The sequence below is a fragment of the Barnesiella propionica genome (assembly GCF_025567045.1).
Taxonomy (GTDB): Bacteria; Bacteroidota; Bacteroidia; order Bacteroidales; family Barnesiellaceae; genus Barnesiella_B; species Barnesiella_B propionica.
Genome location: NZ_JAOQJK010000001.1, coordinates 336,470 through 361,950, shown reverse-complemented (window position 1 = coordinate 361,950; position 25,481 = coordinate 336,470). Strand labels below are relative to the sequence as shown.

Here is a 25,481-nt window from a genome sequence, read left to right as displayed (position 1 = left end):
AATAATTATTTTAACTAAAAAAATAAAAAAAATGAAAAATCAATGGTTTTTATTGTCGCTATTAGCGACCTTTTTAAGTTTTATTTCATGTAGTAAAGATGATCCGTTTCCAACAGATGAAGAAGACGATATGAGTTTTGTTCATAGTGTCACGGTGGGTGATAATGCTTATGTTAGTCTATTTAAAGATTTAAATGTAGAACAGACAAGTACACAAAATTCTTTGGTCTTTGCAAAAGAATCTTTTCTTTTTACTTATGGGGGTAACATTTATGTCTTAGAATCGATGAATGCCCGTTTATATAAGTACAGAGTCGAGAATGGTTTGCTAATTCAAGAAAAAGAAACGATGATTCTCCCTTCCGGTTCTCTTCCTGCATTCCTTACATTTGATTCAGAAGAAAAAGCTTATATATCATGCGTAGGATTGGGAAAATTGTATATAATAAATCCTACGACAATGCAAAAAACAGGTGAAATAGATTTATCTGAATATGCAATTGGGAAAGAAAGTGGTGATAAAAATCCTGAACCTGGTGCTTCGGTTATTAGAGATGGTATTTTATATGTAGGATTAGCTCAAGATAAGTCCCAGTTTAACCCTAATACTGGAGCTTATGTACTTTTGATTGATACAAAGACAGACAAGCCTATTAAAATGATATCTGATAATAGAGCTACAATGGCAACCGCTTATGAGTATTCAGGTGATCCTTTCATTGATGAAAAAGGCGATCTTTATATTTATTGTGTAGGAGGCTTCGGATATTTTGCAAACTGTACAGAAGGTTTCTTGCGTATAAAGAAAGGAGAAACAGACTTTGATCAGTCATACTATTTCCCAATAGAAACAATTAGTATACCGGACATAAAGGGTAATAAAGCAAATTATATTTATAGCAAAACATATACAGGAAATGGTAAGCTATATGGATATTTCAATGTTCCGGGATATGTTAGTAATCCACCTGATTATGTAAATGACAAATCAATGCAAACATTTGAAATAGATGTTTATAATAAAACTGTCAAAAAAATGAACTTTGACGGAACTACGGGTTGGTCATGTAGTCAATGTAAAGCAGGAGACTATATGGTGTTCGGGATGGCTTCTACTCAAGGAACAGGTTATTATCTTTACAACTATAAAGAAGATAAGTATGAACCTTTAAAGATAAAAACAGAAGGTAATCCCTTCAAAATTCAATATTTAAAATAAATAAAGACTGCCGGAAGCTAAAAGATTCCGGCAGCTTTTTAATTTTTATGGAATGAACAATCGTAATTATGACTGTATAATCATTATAAGTGTAATCTCAGGTTTATTTATCACAACCTGCGACTATCTAGTACAGATGAAAACTGTTGAAACAGATTATTTTGTTTCAAGACTACTTTCTTTAGAAGAAACTATTTTAAATTTATCATCTTTTGGATGTATTTTTACTTTTCCTTTTTGGATATTAGGGACATACTTCATATACACAACAATGTGTAAAGTTAATAAAAAGCTTGCGCTTATTAATACATTCTGTATATCTTATTCTTTATTGATGTTGGGGTTTTATCATTACAGCTATGCCATAATATATAGTATTGGTACATCAAAAATGATAATGCAAACAAATATAGATTGGCAATTATTAACAGGATCTAATATACCTTTTTTCCCCTTTATGTTTATTCTACTTCCAGTGACCTGGCTGATTGTTGGATTTAGTAACTTTTCATCCAAAGCTATAGTTCCTCGATGGTCTATAGTTGTGAACCCTGTTATACTAACAATTATTTTATCTATTGTCACTTGGATAATTCCCAAGACCGAATGCTTACTACCAGGCATTTTTAGTTTGGGGATCACTCTGTATTATATAATTTGTTGGATAAGCTTAAAAAAAGATAGAAATTTATGTCTAAAAAGAAAGTTTTAGTAATTGGTGGCACAGGGATTGCGGGACAATTTATTACAGATTACTTGCTACATTATCATGATATTTGTGAATTATTTATAGCATCAAGAGGTATTCATAAGATATCAGAGAAGAAAGTAAAGTTCATAAAAATGGACATACATGATACCCAAAATATAGAATCTGTTATTAAACAATTTGATATTATAATTTTGGCACTTGGTCCTTTTTCATGTGTAGGAACAGATATTTATACAATTTGTTTAAGAAATCACGTAATATGTGTTGATATTAATGATGACTATGGACATAGTGGACGTGTACTAGAAATAAAAAATGAGAACATAACAAATTTTCGGGGAACAATTTTTACAGGAATGGGATTATGTCCAGGGTTGACAACTTTCATGCTAGAATATGCTGCAGAACAATTAAAAAAAACTGTTTTAGAAGCCGAATTGAGAATCTATTTTGGAGCAGGTGTTGTTTCTGGAACAGCTTCAATAATCAATATGTTTGAGGGTTTTAAAGATGACCTGATGCTCCTTTCAGAAAGGGAAATCCGAAGAATAAAACCAACTAAATATCATTCAGATAGAACTTTTACTTTTGATCGTTTTCATTCCAATATGCCATTAATATTCTTTTCTAGTCCTGAAATAAGGACTATACAACGAGCTAGTCGATTTGAAGAACTACAAAATTTTGATTGTGCTTTTCATCTGCAAAATCTTCCTATGGGCATAGTTCCCTTACTAAGAAAGAGCTCTTTTATTAGAAAATTGATTTGTAAAATGGTCAATAAACAACAGGGGCAATTGGAGAAAAATGAGAAAAACGAGAAATCTGTGATAGTATGTACTTATGTAAGAAATCAAAATTCTATTGTAAAATGTTTATTGCACTCAGATTCCTCATTTAGATTAACAGGAGTATTTTGTGCGGTAATTGTGCTCTCGATAATAAAAGGATGTATACCAATTATGCCTGGCATCTTTACTTTTGAAGACATAAATATCAATCTGCACATGTTAAACGAAATATTAAAAAACAACAACATAAATATATCTATAGAGGAATAGTATTATGGTTTATAATAAATATATAGGAATAATAGGTGGAACTGGAACAATTGGTTCTATTATAGTTAAATATTTATTACAACTACAAACTCACTTCCATGTTTTAATTGGTGGTAGGAGATCCATAAAAGAAATATCTATGTCTACATTTTATAATAGTGAGCGACTTAAGTATAACCAAATGAACTATAACAATGATGTAGAATTGGATAATTTTTGTTCTCAATGTTTGTTGGTTATTAATGCTGTTGGACCTTCATTTAAAATAAATGACAAGATTGCCTTACATGCATTAAGAAATAATTGCCACTACATCGATATAGGAGGATATGGCATTTTGCGTGATTTATTAAAACCATATGAAAAAAGCATTGAAGCTCAGAAACTTTGCTTTATTATAGGTGTTGGTTGGATGCCTGGTATTTCAGGCGTATTTTCTAAAACTATTATAGAGACTCATTTAAACAGCCCAGAAAATACTAATTTTAATATCTATTATGGTGCTGTTGATAATTGGTCATATAGTTCAACTTATGATCTGGCAGCATCATCTATGGGAAAAACACGTTCCTATGTTTATTCTCATGGAAAGGAAATACAGGTGTCTCCTTTTCGATATACACATCACAAATTTTTTCCTTTCATTGGACATAAAAAAATATGTATGCCATCATTTGACGAACAATTAACTCAATTGGCTACTTCTTTAAAACAAATAAGAAAGATATCAACATTCATTATGCTAAATGACTATATCTCAATGGGGAAGTTTATGTTTATAAAGATCTTTTATAAACATAATTTAAATAAAGCAACACTTATGTTGCAAGATGATTATCAACGTCTCGTTAAGAAAGAGAATAAGTGGGGAAGTGTAATTTGTCAAGTTTCTAAAATAGAGCCAGAAAGAAAGATAGATACCTTTTACTATTTATATACAAAAAATAATTTATTATATACTGCATTACCTGCTGTTATTACTACTCAATACATTTTAGAAGGTAAAACAAAAATAGGATTAAATTGTCTTTGTGACTCTTTGAATTGCCAATCTTTTATGTCGGATTTAGACTTTTACGGAATAAAATATTCATATTATGAACATAAAAATTAAAAAGAAAATTCTTGTGTGTATGTTGTGGTTATGTGCCATAGCATGTTTCACTGGTTTTCCCTGGATATTTTTCTCATGGGATGTAATTCACTCTTACATGGGAATCCATGATATACCATCAGACTTGACAATTGTCTTGTTTCGAGAAGAATGTTTGTTCTTCGGTTTTTTCTGTATTTATTTTCTCTTTCTTAGAAATATCGAAAAATATAAAGGACTTATTAGCTTCTGTTCTTTCTTAGTCGCATTTATGGGTGGTTTTATGTACTTGCTAAAACTTCAAACAGGGATTGTACATATATCATCAGATTATGAACCTTTTATTTGGCTTATAATTGGAAGTTTCATATTTTATTTAAATCATAGTATTAATGGTATAGCACCAAAGAAACAAAAACTTCCCGTTTTAAGTTGTTTATTCCAAGTGCAGGCAGGAGTATTGCTATTGAACATTGTAAATATTTTAGTCCCCGAACAGACTTGGAAAATAATGTTCAATATTTCTTATTCTACAGTTTCACCTTATGATAAATATACATTTGGAATGATAAGTGGTTTTACTGCTTTCTCTTCTATTATTATATATTATATCAGTAATAGGATTCTTTTTTTTATGAATTTATCTAAAGCGATTCTCATTTTCTCTTTTCTTTATTTCTTAGGTTTCTTTGTGTGGGGAAACTTTAGTGAGTTGTATAAACCTCTATTTATTTTATATGTAGTATTAGTTGAGATTTTAAATATTGTAGGAATTAATTATATATTTAAAAGGAGGATATATGAGAAATAAAGAAGGGCTAGTCGATGATTTGATAACATCAATTCCAGGAGAATGGAAATTTGATGAACAAGTATCACAACATTTCGACACTCATGTAAGAAAAAGTGTCCCATTGTACGAGGAAGTACAAAAGGCTGTTATCGAAATAAGTGAATGGTTTATTAGAGACAATAGTGTTGTATATGATTTAGGTTCCTCTACAGGAGAAACCATTTCTCTTTTATTACAAAAGCATTCAAGAAAAAAGAATGTGAGATTCATCGGAGTCGAAGAAAGTTTACCAATGATAGAGATTGCAAGAAAAAAATGTAGTAGCGAATTAGTTCAATTTCTACAACAACATATAGAGGAAATAAATGAATTTGCTAATATAGATTTAGTTTTATCATTGTATACGTTACAGTTTTTACCTTTATGGAAAAGAAAAAAAGTCTTACAACGGATATATAATGGATTAGTAGAAGGTGGAGCTTTTATATTTGTAGAGAAAATAAGGGCGGAAAATTCACTGTTTGAGGATATATGGAATGACTTGTATTGGGATTTTAAGCAAGAAAATGGTTTGAATGAACAACAAGTTATAAAAAAGGCTCAAAGTTTGAGAGGCGTTTTGATTCCATTGAGTCTTACAGAGAATTTGAGTCTACTATCTGATGTCGGTTTTCAATGTATGGATACTTTCATTAAATGGCACAATTTTGCAGGAATTATAGCTGTAAAAATGCCTTCGAAAAATGATATAGAAGAAAATACTTATTTAAATACAGATAAAAATAATAAAATACAGCAATGAATACAAAGTTGATAATTCACATAGTAATTAGTTTGATCTCATTAAGTGGATTAATTGTTTATTATTACGCATTTCTACTAGGTTACAAAAAACATAATTCTCAATTAAAAAAACAATCAAAGCTTCCGGAAAAGTTATATTTTATGAGCACTTATCCAGCACTCATATGGTATGTATTACCCTTTATAGAGCAACCAAGGATGCATGGAATATATGACTGGTTAAATGGCGAATTTGTTTTTTTTAATGTTTTGTATATTCCAGTTTCTTTTCTGTTGTTTGTATATTTCTTTGGCATTTGGGGTAAAAAGTCTGTTTCTCAAAATATTGAAGCTACTAAAAGTGCATTTTATGCCCCAAGTAAATTGTTAACAGAAGGAATATATGCAAGAGTTCAACATCCAATGATCATAGGGGATATATTAGGACATTTTTCTTTGGTGTTATTAACAGGTGGAATCTACACTTGCATTTTATTCCCTATATATGTATTTATAGATCTCTTTATGATAAAAATACAGGTTAAGTATTCTTTAGAACCATATTATAAATCAGAACTTATAGTTTATAGAAAGAAAACCCCTGTTCTCCTTGATCAAAAACTATTATTTATAGTTTTATTTATGGCATTGTTGGTTATTTGTAATTTTTTAAATTATACAAAAATAATATGATTTATTTTAGCTGGGCCACCCAAATTATTTTGGCCATAATTTCATTTCTTTGGTTGATTCCTTATTATATAGCATTTAAGGTTGGGAATCGTAAATATATGTCTAAAACACTAGATTTATCTTGCAATAATAGATATACATTAATGTATTATTCGGGCTTTTTTATATCTATTCTTTGGTATATTATGCCCTTCTTAAATCAACCTCGCTTCAAACTAAACATTTTTTCTTTGTTTGACATAAAAGTAATACTGTTGGAAAATGTTCTTTACAATATTATCCTTATTGCATTAATTGGATATTTTATGTCTGTTTGGGGTACTAAAGTGGTAAATTGTAATCTGCAAGCAACCAAAGATAGGTTTTTGCATCCTTCAAAGTTAATAACGGAAGGTCCCTATAAAAAAGTGAGAAATCCGATGATAATGGGAGATCTATTTTGTCATTTAAGTTTTATTCTTCTGCTTGGAGCCATACATACATTATGTTTATATATAATTTATATATGTATTAATCTTGTAATTGTATATATAGAAAATAAATATTCATTATGTATACATTTCAAGAAAGAATATGAAGAATATGCTAAAAAAACTCCAGCTTATATGAATCAGGAATTATGGCTGTTTGCTATTTTTTACTTGGTAATTATTGTGACAAATATTTGTCTAACTACGACAATATATATTTAAATAAATAATGAAGAAAAAAGAAGGATTATCTAGGTTACTGGAAATTGCGGGAGAAAAAAAAAGTTTATTGCTTTTCTCCGGGTTATTTTCCGCTATAAGTGCATTATGTATACTTATACCATTTTGGTCTATATATGAAATATTAAAGGAATTGCTTGTTCATGCTTCTGATTTATCTACGATAGATTCTGAGCTAATGATCAGTTGGGGGTGGCTTGCTTTTATTGCTTTGATTGTGGGTGTACTATTTTTGTATGCGGGATTAATGTTATCTCACATAGCCGCCTTTCGTATTTTATATGGGTTAAAAATAAAACTTTCAGAGCATATAGGTCAGTTGTCTTTGGGATATTTAAATTCGACATCTATCGGTTGTATAAAGAAAATCATGGAACAAAATGTCGAAAAAATAGAGCATTTTATAGCTCACACTATTCCCGATTTGGTGAATGTGTTTGCAACCATAACTTTTATGTTTATTATCTTTTTTTCTTTAAATGGTTGGATGGCATTCACCGCTCTATTATGCATACTTTTAAGTATAGGAATGCAATTTTCTAATTTTGTAGGGAAAAGAGCTACTGCACTTACGAAAATCTATTTTGATGTCCAAGAACGCATGAGTGCTTCAGCTGTTCAATATGTGAGAGGTATGCCAATTATAAAGATATTTGGACAAAGTATACGTTCTTTTCGGCAGTTCAATGCCGAAATCGAAGCGTATAAAACATTTGCTTTAAAATGCTGTAATAACTATCAAAATGGTATAATTGCATTTATTATTCTGTTGAATTCAATAGTCACGTTTATTCTTCCTGTAGGAATATTAATAATGACCTCTGATCCTAAAAACATCTCATTAGCTGCAATTTATCTTTTTTTCATCGTGATGGGGCCCGGAGTAGCTTCCCCTGTATATAAACTCGCATTTTTAGCTTCAGGAACTGTAGAAATTAATGAAGGAGTAAAACGTATAGACAAAATATTTGAGGAAAAAAAACTATGTGAACCAGTTGTTCCTCAAATACCTCAGACGTATGATATTGAATTCAGAAATGTAAGTTTTGCTTACGAAGATAGAGAAAATATGACAAAGACAGAAGCGCTGAAGGATATCTCTTTTATCGCTCGACAAGGTGAAGTAACAGCTCTGGTTGGACCTTCTGGGTCAGGGAAGTCAACAATAGCCAATCTCATTCCTCGCTTTTGGGATGTTTCCTCTGGAGAGATTTTAATAGGGGGAATAAACATAAAAAATATTTCCTCACCCCAATTATTGGAGATCGTGTCTTTTGTATTCCAAGATACGTTTCTTTTCAATGATACCATATATGCCAATATTACAGCAGGAAATACTCAAGCTAGTTTATCGGATGTTATACAAGCTGCTCAAGCTGCCCAATGTGATGATTTTATTCGAAGTCTTCCTAAAGGATATGATACGATTGTCGGAGAGAGAGGCGTTTTTCTTTCTGGAGGAGAGGCACAACGAATTTGTATAGCTAGGGCTATTTTACGAAATTCTCCTATTTTAGTATTAGATGAAGCAACAGCTTTTGCTGACCCAGAAAATGAATATAAAATACAACAGGCCTTACAAAAGTTAATAAAAGGTAAAACTGTTATTATCATAGCTCATAGATTGTCTTCTATCACCTCTGCTCATCAAATTCTTGTTTTTAAGGAAGGATGTTTAGTTCAAAAAGGAAGACATGACGAACTTCATGTTACTACAGGCATATATAAAAATATGTGGAATGCTTATATAAATGCACATAACTGGAAGTTAAATCTAAAAAAATGAAATAATATGATTACAAAGGCTATAAAACATATTACTATAGGACAAACCAAACGTTTATACAAGCCTGTGGGGTATACAATGCTTGCAAACTTTATAAATATAGTTCCCTTTTGTCTTTCAATAGAAGTTATAAATACCCTTTTTAAAGCTTTTGATGGAACTGGAACTCCTCTAAACATATCTAAATTATGGGGGCTGATTGTGATAATGTTTGTATACATAATTTTTATGATTTTTGGAGAAAAGAAATCCTATAATGCAAATTTCCGGGAAGCATACAATATTAGTGCAGAAGGTCGTATTGCTTTAGCCGAACATTTACGCAAGTTGTCATTAGGTTTTCTTTATAAAAAAGATTCTGGAGAATTATCTTCCATGTTAATAACTGATTTTGCTATGACAGAACAAGGGATGTCGCACCATCTTCCTCAATTGCTTGGTGCACTGGTCATGCCTATTTTTGCTTTTTTAGGTTTATTGTTCGTAGATTGGCAGATGTCTATTGCTATGTTTTTATCCCTTCCTATTTCTTTTTTAATACTTATTTTCACTTCTAGTATTCAAAAGAAACTAGGGCAAACTCAAATTCTGGCTAAAATACGTGCCAGTAGCAGAATGGAAGAATATTTACAAGGTATACGTGTTATCAAAGCATATAATATGACTGGAATAAAGTTCATCCGTTTACAGGAAGCATTTAATGATCTCAAACGTGCGAATATCAAAACAGAAGCTCTGATTGGACCTATTGTCATGTTGTCTGTAACCCTTCTTCGTATGGGACTTACTTTGATGATATTATGTGGTACATACCTTTTAATTGGAGGAAAACTTTCTGTTGCTATTTTTGTGATGTTCCTTATCGTTGGCTCCAGAGTTTTTGACCCACTAACATTAGCACTAATCAATCTTGCAGAATTCCGTTATTATTCTATTGCAGGTGAACGTATTTTGAATTTACTAAATGAACCAGAAATGTCAGGAACACAAGATGCTCCGGAACAAGGAGATATTATATTTAGAAATGTATCTTTTGGGTATAATGATAAATATATCCTACATGATATAAGTGTTACAATGAAACAAGGTTCTTTAACTGCTATAGTTGGGCCTTCTGGAAGTGGAAAAAGTACATTGATGAAACTTTGCGCTCGGTTTTATGATCCTGATAAAGGTGTAATATTATTAGGTAACAAAAATATACGAGAGATTGATCCTGAGAAACTTATGCAACGCATTTCAATGGTATTTCAGGACGTATATTTATTTCAGGATACCATAAAGAATAATATTCGATTTGGTAAAGAGAATGCTACAGATAATGAGATAATAGAGGCGGCTAAAAAAGCTCAATGTCATGATTTTATAATACATTTACCTCAAGGATATGATACAATGATAGGTGAAGGTGGATGTACCTTATCTGGAGGAGAAAAACAGAGAATCTCAATTGCACGTGCTATATTAAAAGATGCTCCTGTAATTTTATTAGATGAAGCAACAGCTTCTTTAGATCCAGAAAATGAAGTGGAAATACAGTATGCAATCAATTCTTTAATACAAGGTAGAACTGTTATAGTTATAGCGCATAAACTAAAAACAATAAGTGATGCTGATAAAATTATTGTTTTAGATGGTGGAAATATTATAGAACAAGGGACACATGAACAATTATTAAAAGATGAGGGATTATATGCTCATTTATGGGATATTCAAGAAAAATCCTGTAATTGGAAAGTAAATGTATAGAGATGGCATAAGGAAAATCAAAGCCGACTCCGGAGCTTTTTGGGGGGAGGCGGTTTGGCGGCGTTTCCGCCGTTAAACCGTCCTGTTTTCGTTTAACGAAAAGACAACTTGCTGTTTGCAGGAGCAGACCACGTTTATCCAATAATTATTGTGTATCAGCCCATTGTATGGCTATTCTCCTGTGATTTTCGGGGCATTTCCATCAAATATTTGCCGACAGCTCTCCCCATTAAAGGGTGGATATCTCTCCATAATTATGTGACTTACGCTCATAATTCAGGAATAAGGAGACGAATATACGGGAAATCTGTCCTTTATATACCCTATTGTCCATTAATGGATTGTTACTTTCACACATCTACAAATGGAGAGTGGCAGTGAGTCGTATATGCTTCATGGTTTTTCTGCATTATCTCCATTAATGCGTACATTTGTTTATATTCAAATGAGAGCATTTGCTACAACGTACAAATAAATTATATCATTGTTGCTTTTTTGTTATCCATTCTAATAAAGTAAGAATTAATTCGCTTATTTATAATGTGATAATGTGTTTAGTAGGTTAGTAGCCCACCAACCGATTCGGAACACCACGAGGGCAATCAGCATGATAATTTTGTCTATCCCCACGATGACACCTGCCGTCAAAGACGTGAACCACAACTTCGCCGCATCCTTTTCCATGTTCGTCACTTCGTCCACACCGGTCTGCTCCATTGTCGCCTCTATCAGATTGGGATCGGATGTGCCTGTGTGGGCGACATCCGCCTGTGCCTGCAGGTTCGTGTACATCGTGTCACGCACATGGATGAGCTGCTGAACTTCCTCGAACCTGTCCGATATCTGTGAAGCTTCGGCTTCATACAGGTCATGGGTGTACGAACCTATGCAGTTAGGGATGTAGGACAGGAAATCGAGAAAACACCAGTTGTTCCGGCTCCCCGCCATACCCGTGTCCGCAGGCGGATACCACCAGCAGATGATAATCGACACGGCAAGCGGCCTAAACAGCTTCATCACGTCCAACGGCTCGTGCTTTACCATCATCTTGTAGGCGATACCTGCCGCCATGACGATGGAGAACAGTGCCGCGAGTGCCATGCACATCTGCAATATCCACCAAAAAGGTCCCTGCGCACCGGTAAAAGTCGCGTCAGTCAGAAACTCGTTGGTCTGAAAGATGACATCATCTATTTCCTCCTCCAACAGGTTGATGCCGAAATCCGAAAGTATATCTCCGTTTGCCATAGCCCTGTCTTTTTATTTCCCTCTGTTTACACTCTCGTTGTCATCTTCGCCGTTTCCGTTGCTGCCCGATTGCGAACCACGCACCGCAAGGCGTGATTCCTGCCACCGGCTCATGGCATTGCGGACAATACCGCCTTTATGCAGGGTACGGTTGTCCGTTGCGTTCAGCAGTGCATTCGTCACCGTTGCGTTCTGACGCTTGGCAAGGTAGCCCACTAAAATCTCGTTCTGCCGTGCCACATCCTCGTAAATGCGCAGATACTCCTTCTTTCGCTGGGCATTGGGCATATAGGCGTCTTTCGTGGCTTTGATGGCACACTGATAGACGTGGTAGTATTCCGTCCACCGTTCCTTGTCGGCCGGAGTGCCACCGGACAGGAGAATACGGTCGATGTTGCGCCGGAACCGCTCCATCTGTCCGCTGACCTTATCGCCCTCGGCAAGCCATGCGATGTCCACCTGCCGGTCGGCAACGTTCAACGCCTCGACCTTCGCCCGCTTGACCAAGGCCGAATCAATGGCTTCCGCTTCGTCCACCTGGTTGTAGAGATTGATACCGGCAAGCGTGCGGAACGAGAGCTTGTTTTTGGCCGCTGCCGACTTCTTGTATTTGTTGTGCAGCACGGAATAATAGAGGTCGGGCGAGAGTGCGCCCGTACCGGTCTCCATGACCGTTACCTGATTCTGCTTCGGCGAATCATGGTTGTACGTTACATACTGTGCGTGTACGGCTGTCGTTACGGTGACCGCCACCGCCATGAGTAATAGTTTTCTGTTCATATTCTTCTCTTTTTGTCGTTAATAATCCAGTCTTCCGGCTCCGCGCCAACGCCCGAAGGCGTCATCGAGAATCTCCCGCATGGTGCGGGAGCGATATACCTTTGCCTTCCAATAGCCGATACGCACCTGTATATACCGCCATGTCTCGAAATACGCACGGTTCAGATGCCGCTCGATGTTGTCCAATGAGCGGTTGATGGCCTCCAACACCATCAGCAGGTCGGAGGTCGAGCAGGCTGCCGCTCCGGTGGCATACAGCACGAGGTCGCTCACGGACTTGTAGAGCTGTTCCCCCTCACGGGCAATCGCCCTCAGCCCCCTCGCATTGATGGAGATAATCAGGGTATCTGCGGATTCGATGCGTCCCCGTTTCAATATCTTCGCATTGAAATCCTCCAACAATGATTTATAGTCGCCGATACGGTCGCTGACCGATGTGTAGGTATTCTTGACGTTCAGCACCGTGCGCAACGACTGGTACATGACGTCGATGACATCGAACGCACGGGTGTACCGGTCAAGGTCGATATTCAGCTCTTTATAGCCCCCGACTTCCTTACAGCTGTATTCGTGCAACAGTTTGTTGCTGTACTCCAAGGTACTGCGGGCCAACAACAGGCTGCGCTGCTTCTTGTGGTCGTTGATGTAGGCTTCGACGGAGACTATATCGAAAGTCCACTGCGCCTTGGCGATACCGGGCAGCAGGAAGAGCAGCAATGCGGCTATCCGTAAAATGCGTTTCATGGCCGCACCTCCTTTCCGCCGTTTCTGCCGCCATCGTTCCGAAACGTCCGTGCGCTCTCCACCCAGCGGTCATGGCATTCCTCCACGAGCGTCAGCCTGCGGCCTTCGTCCGTGTCCAGTCCGGGCAACACATCCTTCATCACGTCAAGGATGCTCCGCTTGTAGTGCATCATCTTTTCCAGCGATACCAAGTCGGCGTATATCCTTGTGATTCTGCTGTCCACCTCCCTCGCGATTTCGAGGCGGTCGCTCGACCACAGCAGATGGTACACGTCGCCGGACGGAGTTTCCTCCAGCGGTGTGCTGCGGGCGTATTCCGTCGTGATTTTGCAGGACGGGTGTTCACGGGCGATTTCGGCGATGCGGTCGTTCACTAATTTGGTTTTCTCCGCATCCGAAAGCCCCGGATCGAGTGTCAGCACATCGGCGACGTGCGTGTCCGTATAGACCGAGGTCAGTTCCCATTGGATTTGGATGATGGCACGGTGAATCTTGATGCCGAGAAAATATTTCGGCTTGCGGGCAATCGAGACCGTAGCCTTGAATGTGATGATGCCGTTGATGTTCGGCATTGTCGCCTTGCGCACATACGAATAGCCGTTCCACGATCCGCCGTCCTGCCATGTCAGGCCGTAGGCAGCCTTGCAGTCTTGCATGATAGCTGGAATGCGGTAATAGTCATCCGTCGCTACGCTGTTGTCGTCTGCGGCTTCCGACTTCGCCTGAGCATAGTCGGACTGTTTCTTCTTCCACTCCGCGAGTTCGCCTTTCAGACGGTCTATCCGTGTCTTGTTTGCATTATACTGCTGTCGGTAAGCCGCCGCATCCTCAATGCTCGCCGTACTGATTTTCTTCAGCAGGACAGCGTTCTCGTTTTCCAATGTCCCGATTTGCGCTTCAAGATTGGCCGCTTGGCTGTTTGCCTCGTTCAACAGCGCATCCAGTTCCGAAAGGTCGAGGTTGTTTTCCGTCACCGAGGTCTGCATGGCGCACTCCTTGGTGTGGGCATTCAACGAGCTGCCGCATTTACGGCACTTGTATTGTGTCGAGCCCTGTCCGAGCGTAACCCCGTCGGAACAGGTCACGCTGATGGTCACGCTCTCGCATCCCTTCAATTTGGCGGCGTCCGTTGCTTGGTAATAGTTCCGCGTACCGGAAGATATATAATAGGTGTAGCCGTCCTCGTTTTCGTTGAACTCCGCAAGTCGGACATTCAGTTGCGCCCGAAACGTATTCAAGTCCATCGAGTAGGAATCGAAGACTTCCTCATAGACAACTTCTTCCTTATTCCAGCTTTTGCTCACATGGATTTCGTATGCGTATGCCTTTTTGGTCTGCTTGTTTTTCTTGCTGATGATATAGGCACTCATCCAATAGTTGATGCTGTAGCTGAACCCGTCGTTCTGGTTGTTCAACTGCTGCACGCGGTTTCTTGACCAACCGGCATATCCTTCCGAGTTGGCAAGTACCTGTTCCCGTTGCGAGGCGTTGGGATAGAAATTCGGGTCGCTCGTGTTGAACCGCACCCATGCGCCCCCGTTCAGGATGCTGTTGTCGTCCGTCGGAGGATAGTAGTCGCACAGCGATACGCTCCCTTGGTCACGCCGGGCAATGTACCACCGCTGCGTGTAATAGTTCCCCATCGCTTCGTCCAGGTAGTCGGTCATCCATGCCGTGAGGTTGTAGTTGCTGAAGTTGAACAGACCGGCCACGTTGTCCGGACCACCCACCATGTCAATCAGCAAGCCGCCGATGTCATGTTCCGCCTGCTCGAATAGACTCCCGTAGTGTTCATACAGGTTGCCGATTTCTTCAACCTTTCCGCCCATCAGGTCATGGAACGAGCTGCTTTGCAACAGGGCGTCACCGAGATTGGCAATGCCTGCCGTTGCAAGGCCGACACCCGTGTTATAAAGGTTGTCGAGGTCGCTTTTCAGGTTCTCGTGCGTGAAGTTGCCCGGTATGTGGGCGAAGTTGTCCATCATCCGCTGCCAGTCGATGTTTCCCGTTTCGGAGAGCTTTAGCAAGGGGGCAATCTCCGGATTGATTTCGAGAAAGGCGATGTCCGAAAAGGTCAGCGTGCTGTTGGTCACCACGCTCTCGAACTGCATACACAGACTTTTGGTATCGTCGCAGACTTTCATCAGGTAACTGCCCCAATAGATAGCCGTTTGCGGCGAATGGAGCATCTGCTTCGCCACCACCCATATCTTGGGCATGATTTTCTCCGCCACCATCCGGTAGATGCGCCGGTAGTAGTAGTTCTCCGTGCGGCTGTTCCAGATGCCGAGGTCGCTCAGGGCTTTATGCTCCAAGAACTTGGCCGCGAATATCCCGGCGGTAGCGACCTCCGCTGCCGTGTAGTGCTTGAGGATGTCATCGACCTGCTCCCGGTAGTACCCTTCGGCGACCGCTTCCGTACCGAAGGCGGCCACCATCGCCGCAACGGTACGGGTGTCGTAGTTCACGCTGTAATACTGGGCGTGAACCGTCTGGCAGAGTGCGACCGAGGCGATGGTCAGGATAAGGAGTAGTCGTTTCATGGCTGCAATGCTTATTTGGATTCATACACGGGACGGAGGTTGAGCACACGCCCCGTCTCGTTTACTTTTTGTGCAAAAGGCAGGGACTTCCCGATACCGCTGGCATCCCAGTCCCGGCAATATGCCTCGATAGCTTCCTGGTGGCTGCACCGAAGTTCCTTCTTGTAAAGCTTCAGTGCCTCCTTTTCCGCCCGTTCGGTCGTGTAGGTCATGTAGCACTCGTGCGGCTCTTCCACGCCATACACGCCGCTGGTCGTCCCCCGGCGGATGAACACTTCGCGGAAGAAGCTGCGCCCATCCTTGTTCTCCAAGCGGTTGATGGTAAATATCTTCTTGCAATCCACCTCGGTCAGACCAAGAATCTTTCGGATTTCGTCAAAGCGTTCCTTGAACTTGCTTTGATCCAGCAGCATCACCACGTCCGAGTTGTTGATGATGGCCTCCTTCACGATTTCGCTGCCGATGATGTCCTGTATCTCCTGCGTCACCACGCCAACAGAAGCCCAAAATTTACGGGCGGTCTTGTACATGAACTTGATGTATTCCGCCATGAGCGGGCTGGCAATGGCCTTCCACGCTTCCTCGATGACAAGGACTTTACGGTTCTTCTTGATGCGCATTTTCTGCAGGAACACGTCCATGATAATCAGTGTGACAATGGGAAACAGTTTCTTATTTTCCTTGATTGCATCCACTTCAAAGACAATGAATGTCTCGTCAAACAGTGCCGAATCCACTGTCTCGTTGAGAATTTTCTCATACGCACCGCCCTTGTAGAACGGCTGCAGCATGGTCGAATAGGTCGAGTAGCTGATTGTCGTGATGTCGTTTTCGGTGCAGATCTGCTCCAGACGGTCGAATGAGTAGTCAAAGAATGAGTTGAAACTCAGCTCCGTCACTTTGAGGGCCGCCCGCCGTGCCTCAAGCACCTCTATCTGTTTGCGCACCATCTCATCCACCTCTCTGGGTGGTTTGTTTGGGTTCTTTCGGCTGGCCGCCGCAAACAGGTTTTTCAGCAGTACCTCCCGTTGCTCGTCGGTGTATCTTGTAAATCCGTTGAAATAGGCATCATAGTAGTCTATGATTATCTGCTCGACAATGCGGAACTCAATTTCGGGGATTTGGCTGTCCGACCCTTTCCAAATCATCAGGATAAGGTTCTTGAGGAAGTCTATCTTCTCGATGTTGTATTCCTCCCGGTTGATGCGAAACGGATTCATCGTGATAGGCCGTTCTTCGGTATAGCTGATATACTTGCCGCCCAGATACTCGCACAGTCCCTCGTATGAGTTTCCCGTATCGACCATGACCACATCCGTTCCCTGCTCATGGAGCTGGCGCACGACCGAGTTGATATGAAAGCTCTTGCCACTCCCAGAAGGCCCCAGACAAAAGAAATTCGAGTTGTCCGTCAGCTTGTTCTTTCCCTCTTTTCCCGTGATGTCAATAGCCACCGGCACACCCTGACGGTCGGTGTAGTAAATCTTCAGCGGTGTTTCCTCGCTGTGCAGCACGCGCTCCTTGTACATCAGGCACATCGCCGCATCGGAAAGGGTCAGGAAACGGTCGTATTCCTCATTGAGCGTGTAGCAGTTGCCCGGAAACGAACCGACGAACAGTTCCAGTTGGTTGTACGCCCGCTTGCTGATATGGATGCCCATGCGCCCGAATGCGTTTTCCAAGTGGTTCGTACACTTTTGCAGGTCTGCACCGGCAGATACGGCTACCACCATGTTGAAGTGCGTATATACCAGTTGCTTGCTTTCACGGGCAATGACCTCCTGCACACGCTTGATGTCCTCGACCGCCATCTGGTTGTTCGGGTTCGGAATACTCGCGTGGCGGTTCTTCTTTTTGTCGAGCATCGCCAGTTCCCGTTTTTGGTTGGGTAGGAAGATGACTTGGTTATAGACCACCGTCTCGGCGTCCGGTATGTTGTCCACCACCGAAGCCAGATCGACCGGCATTTCCGTGTTGTTCACCTCGATGTTCGTGTACGGACGTATCATCGAGGGCAGTGCGGCACAGTCCACGTCCACAAGGCTGTACACCTTGCAGCGTTTGTCGCCCATCGACACCGTTTCATCGTCCGCCTTGAAGTTCGTCATCGACACGGTGCGGTCTTTGAAGTTCATGGCGAAGTAGCGGTCGACATACTCGCTCGCCTCGGCTTTGTTCAGGAACCTGGCCTGTACGCCGCTGTCATGCAGTTGGTCATGCACCTTGCGGATTTTCACGAGGAAATCGCGCCACTTCTTGTTGTCGAACGAGAACAGGCGGCTCTTTTTCGCCTCCTGCGTGATGGTCAGGTAGCAAAGGCTGTCCGTGTAGGGACGCCCTTTGAAGTAGCGGAAATACGACGCCGACAGGAACTCCTGCCCGTCAGCCGGTTCGCTTGCAAACTGTTTCCTGACGAAGATATCCTGCTTGTGGATGGCGTACCCTTCGCCTAAGGTCTGCGCAAGGGCGGTGAACAGGTGCGTGAAGTCGTAGTAGCTATCTATGTCCGCCGAATATTTCTGTACCGGATTCTCTATCTTAAGTACGGCGGAATATTCGCCGGTCTTGGTGTACAGCACACCCACACCGTCCGTTTCCTCCGCTGAGAAATAGATGTCCTGAAAGATTCGCTTGCGCTTGCCGCCCGTACCGAACGCATAGACCGACAAGGCCATACCCGCGCACAAAGCGACAAAACATAAAATGATGTATAGGGTCATTTCGATATACGTGTAATTAAATAGGGGCAGGTTCGCCTTGCTTCAAGACAAACCCGCCCGCGTTCAACAATCAATAAAGCCATGCACATTGCCGTGATGGTTTTTCTTTCGTCAGATCTTGCGCGAGTGGGCATACACATACACACCCGGAGCGACCTTCTTGCTATGCAGTCCTTTCCGCTGTTTGAGAAGGATGAGCACGATACCGACCGATACGACGGTAGCCAGCACGACAAGCCCGGCAATGAAACCGAGCAGGCAGTAGGCGGCGACAAAGCCGACAATGGCTCCGCACGTCGTCACCGCCGCCCAATATATGTACCGGCCTTGGATGCCCAAAAACTCAAGAGGCCGTTGCAGTCCCTTGAACAGCGGATAGTCCGGATAGCGTTCGTCCTTGCTTTTCATACTTATCCTTGATGTTTAAGCGGCAATACCGAAGAACAGAGGCAACGCCTTGGCCGCCGCAATGAGGAAGATACATGCTCCCACGACCATCATAATCTTCTTCTTGACGTCCTGCTCCTCGTTGTTCATGGCGATATATACCGAGATTGCACCCACGATGGCCACAACGCCGGCAATGGCGTAGCACAATTTCACCATAATAGGCACATACTTGGCAATCTCATCGGCGACAGTGGATAATGCGCTCGTACCGGCGGAATAGTCGCCTGCGGAGTTCTGCGCTTTCGCCACCATGCCGGACAGCAGCATGAAGGAGAACATCATTACTTTGGTAGGGATTCCGTTGACGAATCCGAATGCCTTGCGGCACAGCTGTTTGGTTTTCTGAAACATACGTTTACTTTTTTAGTGAATACTTTATTTGTCTGCGACCTGATACAAGTAAGGTTATATGCGGTAGCCGAAGAAAACCGGGAAAACATAGAATGCCCCGATCAGGAACAGGCACGCACCTACAAGCGTCATTATCGACTTGGTGATGCCGTCCTCGCCCGTGTTCATCTTGATGTATATCTGACAGACGGACACGATGACGTAAACTCCGGCGATAGCGCAACAGATATACTGGACATAGAGCATCATCGTCACCACGAAGTCGTGCATCGTGGCCAACGCATCCGCTCCCCAGCTATAGTTCACGCATCCGCTTTTGGCAAAAGTCGTGTAGGGGAACGGGAGGCACAGCGCACATAGAATCTTTTTAGCTTTCGACATCTCACAACCGGTCTTGAATTGGGTTCCACTTTATTTCCGGTCGGTTGTCTAACCGTCCCTTGGAAATCATAGCCTTGTACATCTCCTCCGACGTGCGTGCGTCCGACAGGTAAGGCGTGGTCTCTTCCATCTGTTCCTCCGCCTCGGCCTTCAGCCGTTCCAGTTTCTCCTGCGCCGTTCCCGGTTTGTCCTTGACATCCTCAAGGGATGTTTCGGAAGAGGTAGCCGTACTTTCCGTCTCGTAGTTCTCGCTACCGATACTGAAGCCGGTCTCGCTTTCCGTGACAGCCACACTCTCTTCCTCTTCCGGTGCGCCGAGGTCGAAAACTTCCTCGTTCGGTTTGTCCGTCCCCTTTTTCCCGTAGAGGTCATGCGCTATGATGACGGCGTAGTAAATGATGTAGGCAACCGTCAGGACGATGGCAAAAATGAAATATGAGTTCATGTATTTAGTATGAATATTAAAATTTGTATTAGTATGATTTTGCAAAGAAACGCACGAAATATAAAACCATAAAATAATTGAGCATTAAACATCTATTTCGTTAATGAGATTTATGTAATTTCCAAAAATCGAACTATTAAATCGTACTATATTGCAGTCTCTATGGAGGGAAATGGAGAAATCGGGGCATAAAAAAAGCTCTCGTGGTGGAGAGCTTTAGGTGGCAAAGGAGAACACTGAATATCAGCGTTTCTTTCCGCGCAGGTAATCGTTCAGGTCTTTGTATTCCGCATAGTGGCAGGATTCATCGCTGACACGTCCATCATACATCCCGGCAATGGTCTCTGTGGTTCTCTGCCCGGCAAGGTCATTGTCGAGATAACAGTGGATGACCGAATATTCCTGTAAACGTGCCAGCGTCTTTTTCAAGTTGTTTACCGAGTTCATCACGAGGTAGTCGCATGGCATGGCAAGACAGACCGTTCGGTCGCCTGCCAGTTTCAGTGTCATATAGGAAAGGAAATCCATGAAGCCCTCGAAAACACAGACATTTTCCTGTGTCTCTTCTGTCAGATGTCTTATCAATGAGATGTCCTTGTTGTTCAGGCATCCCTTGTAATAGGCGTTGCGCACCTCGTAACCACCGGAGGTATTGCCGAATGCGAGAGCGAAATAATGACGGCCTCGCAGTTCATAATGCACCTCCTTGCAATACATACGGCCGATGTCCGCGTCGATAAGCCGGGATTGGAGGTAAGAGAACAGGGCGTGATGGCGGAGTGGAATCACGATCACGTCTTTCATTTCAGCCTCCACCGGTCGGGGTGGAGCGGTCGGCATACGGGTTCTCGGTAGTGATGCGCCATTCACAAGCCTCTCGATATACGCCAGTGCCTCGCTCACGCAGTCCGTCCGGCAAATGTATTTTGCCAGTTCCACCAGGTCGCCGCCGGTCGCCTCGCCGAAATCGTACCATTCATTGATTCGGTCATTCACCTTGAACGACGGGGTACGCTCGTTCCGTAACGGTGAGAAGTACCAGTATTGTTCCGATTTTATATGCTGTGCATGGTGGCCGAGCTGTGCCAGAAAATCCACGATGCGTACTTGTTTTGCTTCTGCTATGGTCATCTATTTTTCTTTCACTTGATTTCAAAAAAAGGTTTAGTTTAGTTTTTCCCCTATATATATAAATACTAAAGTATACTAAATGATATAAGCCCGCGCACGACTTCATTCTTCATCAAAAAGCATGGCCTCGGTAGGCGTCATGTCGTAATAGAACAACTTGTCCCGTTTGATGATGAGCTTGAGGTTGTCTATCAGGTATTGCATCAGTTTTATCATGACACTCCGGCCGCGTTTGAACCCGATTGCCTCGTAGGAGACCATCAGGCTCTGCAGCAGGTTGTCGAATCCCCGGATGGGCTTTTCCCCGAATGCGGCAGAGAGAGCTTCGCGGTGCTGTTCGATGCTCAGTTCCGTAAACCCCGTTCTTGCCTTGGGCTTCGGGGGCTCGCCAAACGAGTGTACTTCCGCAATGACGGGCAGTCCTGTTTCATTGATGGTAAATGCAAACGGCTTGAACTCTTTTTCCCGGATATGGAGCGCATGGACTTCGCTGATGCCGGGATTCTCGTTACTCTTGCTGATGACCAGCACGGTCTCCGCCTTGTTGCTCATCTCCGTTCCGATATGTCCGCGCACGTTGTTGTCCCCTTTGTTCAAATGAAGCACACAGTGGATGTGCAGGTCGTATCTCGAAGACCATTCCATCATCCGGTTGATGACTTCCACCGATTCACCGGCATTATTGATGTCGAGCATCAGGTCGCGAATGCCGTCGATGATGACCAGTCCGTAGCCTTTCTGTTGGCGCAGCGCATAGTCGATGACCTCGATACGCACCGACGGCGAATATTCACGCAGGCAGAAAAAATCGAGATTCTCCGGATCGGTCGTCGTGGGCAACCCGGCCAGCCGCAATATACGCTCCAATACCGAGCGGCAATGGAAACGGCTCTGTTCCGTATCGACGTACAGAATACGCTGTTTGCCTTCGGGCAGATGTGCACGGTAGTTCAATACTTGTTTCCCCGCCAATGATGCGGCGACAAGCGCAGAGACGTTGAACGTCTTTTTCGATTTCGCCTTGCCAGTCGATGCACTGAAATTGCCGAGCGTGGCAATCGTTGAGTTATCTATCCAGATGATTTGCGGAGGGGTCTCATAAATGTCCGTCGCCTTGATTTGCGAGGCATGGAGGATGTCCGACAGGCGGTGTTCATCCATCCCCATGCTGGTTGTGCGGTCAATCCTTCTTTCGTTTTCCATAGCGTCTCTTGTTAAGGAACGGTTCTGTGGCGGCGGCTTCCGTCACCCTGCGCACTGCCTCGTTCATGGTAGGTTCATAATTCTGCAACAGCCATTCGTCCAATTCCTCCTTGGCGAAATAAACCATTTTACCGCGCGGTTTGTAGTGCGGTATCTCCTTGCTCGATGTGAGCTTGTACAGCATACTTTCAGAAACCCCGATATACATGCAGGCTTCCTGAAATGTGAAAACTCTCTTGGTCGTGAAGATGGTATTTTCCAGCAGCGTAATACGCTCCAAGAGACTTTCGACCGGTTCCAATTTCTTCAGTACCGATTCGATGGCGGCGAGCCGTCCGCTCATCCGCTCCATGAATGTCATTCTATTCGGCATAATAACACAGTTTGATTTTTGACAATGGAGATGAAACCTCCGTTATGCAGCGCGCTAACGGAGGTCAAAGGTATGTCCTGTAAACGAAGATGCCGTGATTTGGGGAATGATACTATGCACGTGTCATTGTAACTCTCATGCTTTTACCTTTCACATACTTCGCTTCTTGTCACTTTCTGTCATTCTTTCAGCCGATCAATGACCTTTCGGATGCTGTATGCGACCGATGTCATGTTGTTCTTGATGGATGACAGCGCGGAAGACAGGGTTGACACCGAAACGGAGCGTGTCCCGTCCTTGGACTGCAGGAATGCGCCCTTGCCGAGAACATTCTGCCACCGAGATTGGATGAACGAGTTTTCAAGAAGCGCATCGAACAGGATTACCACACGGCGGATATTGTTCACGCGGATGGAAAAGCCCTTCTTGCAGGCGAAGAGAGCCTCCATGTCTTCAATGCGTACAGAAACACAGAACAGATGATAAGTATTGGCGCAAGCCACTATACTTTTCATCTGTTCCGGGGTAAAATTACAACCAAAAGAAAGAGAGAGAGCCGCAGGTCGGTTGATACGGGGCGGACCAAGCGGAGACAACGATTCCGAGGTGTCATACATCCGTTTCAACTTCATGCACTCATTAAACGTGAAATCCGGTGCGGCAAAGCAGGGCTGGACGGAACTGGCGCACTCGGTCAGCAGCCCCTTGACAATGTGGATGTTCATTTCGTGGCAGTTCCGGCAGGCCGCATGGTCACAGTCTATGTACCGGTGTCCGTTTACGAAATCGTCCACATAGCGGTGGTACTGTTTACCACCCAACACAACATCGTGGAGATAAACTGTTTTTGCTTCGGTAAGCAGGGCGAAAAGTTCATTCGCCACATCCTTGTCCGCAGCGAAGTGCTGCAGGTGTTGGCTCCCTCCAAAAAGAGAGAAGGCCGTCTTCAGGTCTTTTCATGTCGATTTACCTTTTTGAGTTTATAATATGTGATGGAAGCATTAACTTCGGTTGCATTTACAACCGGAGAAATGCCGTAAATATATGTTTGTAAATTAGACATGGACCACAGAATGCCTTCAATTAGTGAAACAAACCGTTTACAAGATTCACAGCCTCGTCCTTTTTCTTATTGATAATCTTGGCATACACCTGTGTCATTTTCACATCGGCATGGCCGAGCAGCTTCGAGACAGTATATAAGTCCGCTCCGAGCGTCAGCATCATGGTGGCAAACGTATGGCGACTGGTGTGGTAGGAGAACCGCTTGGAGATTCCGGCTGCTTTCGCCCAAGGTTTGAGCTGCATTCTGATTGTATTGGCGGACGGCAGGTCGAACACATTATCTTCTGATGATTTGCCCCCACGTTCCGGCATCCACTTCAACGCTTCAGGAGAGAGGGGCAGGTAAATAGGCTCTTTGGTCTTTTTCATGGACACGGCCAAACGGTACTGTCCCCTGTCAACGAACACGTCATTCCATTTCAGCTTGATTATATCGCTGATGCGTAATCCGCAAAAGCAGGAGAACAGATATGCGCATTTTACAATCTCGTATTCCTCGTGGGGCATAGGAGTGTCAATCAACGCCTGTACCTCTTCGATGGTCATGTACGACCGCATACTCTCCGGCTTGCGGATTTTCTCCGACTTCTCAAGTTCGTTGAAAGGGTTGGCCTTCATCTTTTTCTTCCTGACGGCAGAGTTCAACGCACCGTTCAACGCACGGTAATAATTGTGAAGCGTGTAGTTCGATATGTCCTTGCCTTTCGGATGATATTCCGTCAGCAGATAAGTGATGTAGCCACGACAAAAGTCCCCGTCAATCTGATCCAGTGTGACCATTTCTCCGGCATAGTCTTTCAGTATGCGCATGGCAATCTTGATTTGACTGCCATCTTTCTTACCGGCACTCTCTTGAGCCTCCATATAAACCTGCATCCAATCCAGCAGGAAAGTCTTGTCCTTACGGAATACAATCCCGGCCTCATTACTGGTCAGTTCGATAATACGCTTCGACTTGATGGCATTGGCGGCGTCCATTGTCGTCTGATTCTGCCTGCGGGAGTTGCTATCCGTTTCCGGGATAATATACATCTTGAGGTATTCATATGTCCGCTTTCCGTCGCGGTATATATCCAGATACAGGCTCTTGCTGCCATTGCTCAGCGACTTCATCCGAAGACGAATTGGCTCTTTGACTTTTGTATGATTCTTAACTCGTGCCATAGGGATTCCTTTCTCATTTTTTCTACTGCAAATATACGAATAAGTATCGAATTTGAGAAACAAATGAGAAACAAAATTGCACCAAACAAGAGCCAATCTACTGAAAGTACTGAAAACAACCGAAAATAAAAATAAGATTATAAAACTTTGATTTACAGGATATTTGTTATCAATTTATTGGATGTTGTTTTCATTCTATACATATAATGCGTAAATCTGGAAAATTTACGCAATGATGAAATAAGCATCACGGCAACCTGCCGGGAAAGAAAAAGACTACTGGA

The 25,481-nt window shown here is 42.5% G+C and carries 23 protein-coding genes and 1 pseudogene; 10 read left to right on the top strand and 14 right to left on the bottom strand.

Annotated elements, in window-relative coordinates; translation table 11 throughout:
- Positions 1–31 precede the first annotated feature (31 nt).
- The 10 genes from OCV73_RS01555 to OCV73_RS01515 are packed head-to-tail and all read left to right on the top strand — an operon-like array spanning position 32 to position 10,599.
- Entirely contained in the window at positions 32–1,219 is a 1,188-nt protein-coding gene (locus OCV73_RS01555; RefSeq protein WP_004292650.1) for a YncE family protein, read from the top strand.
- A 52-nt stretch (positions 1,220–1,271) separates the two neighbouring features.
- A complete protein-coding gene (locus tag OCV73_RS14495) occupies positions 1,272–1,931 on the top strand; it encodes a DUF6796 family protein (protein WP_008778686.1) in 660 nt (219 codons plus the stop codon).
- Positions 1,910–2,992 carry a saccharopine dehydrogenase NADP-binding domain-containing protein gene (locus OCV73_RS01550; protein ID WP_004292655.1) on the top strand — a complete coding sequence of 361 codons (1,083 nt, stop codon included), beginning with the start codon at positions 1,910–1,912 and terminating at the stop codon, positions 2,990–2,992. The genes OCV73_RS14495 and OCV73_RS01550 overlap by 22 nt, the downstream gene beginning before the upstream one ends.
- Positions 2,993–2,996: 4 nt before the next feature.
- On the top strand, positions 2,997–4,106 hold the full coding sequence (locus OCV73_RS01545) for a saccharopine dehydrogenase NADP-binding domain-containing protein (protein WP_004292658.1): 1,110 nt from the start codon (positions 2,997–2,999) through the stop codon (positions 4,104–4,106).
- Positions 4,090–4,896: a hypothetical protein gene (locus OCV73_RS01540; protein ID WP_008775151.1), complete on the top strand. Its 807-nt coding sequence runs from the start codon at positions 4,090–4,092 to the stop codon at positions 4,894–4,896. Before OCV73_RS01545 ends, OCV73_RS01540 begins: the two co-directional genes overlap by 17 nt.
- On the top strand, positions 4,886–5,680 hold the full coding sequence (locus tag OCV73_RS01535) for a methyltransferase domain-containing protein (protein WP_005942640.1): 795 nt from the start codon (positions 4,886–4,888) through the stop codon (positions 5,678–5,680). The genes OCV73_RS01540 and OCV73_RS01535 overlap by 11 nt, the downstream gene beginning before the upstream one ends.
- Positions 5,677–6,354 carry a methyltransferase gene (locus OCV73_RS01530; RefSeq protein ID WP_004292663.1) on the top strand — a complete coding sequence of 226 codons (678 nt, stop codon included), beginning with the start codon at positions 5,677–5,679 and terminating at the stop codon, positions 6,352–6,354. Before OCV73_RS01535 ends, OCV73_RS01530 begins: the two co-directional genes overlap by 4 nt.
- Positions 6,351–7,046 carry a methyltransferase family protein gene (locus OCV73_RS01525; protein WP_004292666.1) on the top strand — a complete coding sequence of 232 codons (696 nt, stop codon included), beginning with the start codon at positions 6,351–6,353 and terminating at the stop codon, positions 7,044–7,046. Before OCV73_RS01530 ends, OCV73_RS01525 begins: the two co-directional genes overlap by 4 nt.
- A 7-nt stretch (positions 7,047–7,053) precedes the next feature.
- The gene (locus tag OCV73_RS01520; protein WP_004292668.1) at positions 7,054–8,850 is read left to right on the top strand and encodes an ABC transporter ATP-binding protein; all 1,797 of its coding nucleotides are present in this window, start codon (positions 7,054–7,056) and stop codon (positions 8,848–8,850) included.
- A gap of 6 nt (positions 8,851–8,856) precedes the next feature.
- Positions 8,857–10,599 (top strand): ABC transporter ATP-binding protein, encoded by a 1,743-nt coding sequence (locus OCV73_RS01515; RefSeq protein ID WP_004312237.1) that lies wholly within the window; start codon positions 8,857–8,859, stop codon positions 10,597–10,599.
- A 564-nt stretch (positions 10,600–11,163) separates the two neighbouring features.
- On the opposite strand, the pseudogene OCV73_RS01510 reads toward OCV73_RS01515, so the two are convergent.
- From OCV73_RS01510 to OCV73_RS01445, 14 genes and pseudogenes are all read right to left on the bottom strand, one after another.
- A pseudogene (locus OCV73_RS01510) lies at positions 11,164–11,847 on the bottom strand (hypothetical protein); the annotation flags it as partial.
- A 12-nt stretch (positions 11,848–11,859) separates the two neighbouring features.
- Positions 11,860–12,627 (bottom strand): DUF5045 domain-containing protein, encoded by a 768-nt coding sequence (locus OCV73_RS01505; RefSeq protein ID WP_004301342.1) that lies wholly within the window; start codon positions 12,625–12,627, stop codon positions 11,860–11,862.
- An 18-nt stretch (positions 12,628–12,645) separates the two neighbouring features.
- Complete coding sequence (locus OCV73_RS01500; protein ID WP_004301343.1) at positions 12,646–13,371, bottom strand: hypothetical protein; 726 nt, start codon at positions 13,369–13,371, stop codon at positions 12,646–12,648.
- Positions 13,368–15,914, bottom strand: a complete 2,547-nt coding sequence (locus OCV73_RS01495) for a coiled-coil domain-containing protein (protein ID WP_004301344.1) — start codon at positions 15,912–15,914, stop codon at positions 13,368–13,370. The genes OCV73_RS01500 and OCV73_RS01495 overlap by 4 nt, the downstream gene beginning before the upstream one ends.
- An 11-nt stretch (positions 15,915–15,925) precedes the next feature.
- Positions 15,926–18,634, bottom strand: coding sequence for a TraG/VirB4 family ATPase (locus tag OCV73_RS01490; protein ID WP_005944216.1), 2,709 nt, complete (start codon positions 18,632–18,634; stop codon positions 15,926–15,928).
- Between the two features lie 111 nt (positions 18,635–18,745).
- Positions 18,746–19,042, bottom strand: coding sequence for a hypothetical protein (locus OCV73_RS01485; RefSeq protein ID WP_005944213.1), 297 nt, complete (start codon positions 19,040–19,042; stop codon positions 18,746–18,748).
- Positions 19,043–19,057: 15 nt separating this feature from the next.
- Complete coding sequence (locus OCV73_RS01480) at positions 19,058–19,435, bottom strand: DUF4134 domain-containing protein (protein WP_004301347.1); 378 nt, start codon at positions 19,433–19,435, stop codon at positions 19,058–19,060.
- A 54-nt stretch (positions 19,436–19,489) separates the two neighbouring features.
- A complete protein-coding gene (locus tag OCV73_RS01475; RefSeq protein WP_147548543.1) occupies positions 19,490–19,816 on the bottom strand; it encodes a DUF4134 domain-containing protein in 327 nt (108 codons plus the stop codon).
- A gap of 1 nt (position 19,817) precedes the next feature.
- Positions 19,818–20,261 carry a hypothetical protein gene (locus tag OCV73_RS01470; RefSeq protein ID WP_147548542.1) on the bottom strand — a complete coding sequence of 148 codons (444 nt, stop codon included), beginning with the start codon at positions 20,259–20,261 and terminating at the stop codon, positions 19,818–19,820.
- Between the two features lie 243 nt (positions 20,262–20,504).
- Positions 20,505–21,392, bottom strand: a complete 888-nt coding sequence (locus OCV73_RS01465; protein ID WP_004320436.1) for a toprim domain-containing protein — start codon at positions 21,390–21,392, stop codon at positions 20,505–20,507.
- Between the two features lie 102 nt (positions 21,393–21,494).
- A complete protein-coding gene (locus tag OCV73_RS01460; RefSeq protein WP_007487638.1) occupies positions 21,495–22,595 on the bottom strand; it encodes an AAA family ATPase in 1,101 nt (366 codons plus the stop codon).
- Positions 22,573–22,947: a helix-turn-helix domain-containing protein gene (locus OCV73_RS01455; RefSeq protein ID WP_008645392.1), complete on the bottom strand. Its 375-nt coding sequence runs from the start codon at positions 22,945–22,947 to the stop codon at positions 22,573–22,575. Before OCV73_RS01455 ends, OCV73_RS01460 begins: the two co-directional genes overlap by 23 nt.
- A gap of 200 nt (positions 22,948–23,147) precedes the next feature.
- Positions 23,148–23,852 carry a hypothetical protein gene (locus tag OCV73_RS01450; RefSeq protein WP_005679961.1) on the bottom strand — a complete coding sequence of 235 codons (705 nt, stop codon included), beginning with the start codon at positions 23,850–23,852 and terminating at the stop codon, positions 23,148–23,150.
- Between the two features lie 199 nt (positions 23,853–24,051).
- Positions 24,052–25,197: a site-specific integrase gene (locus OCV73_RS01445; RefSeq protein WP_004320429.1), complete on the bottom strand. Its 1,146-nt coding sequence runs from the start codon at positions 25,195–25,197 to the stop codon at positions 24,052–24,054.
- Between the last annotated feature and the right edge of the window lie 284 nt (positions 25,198–25,481).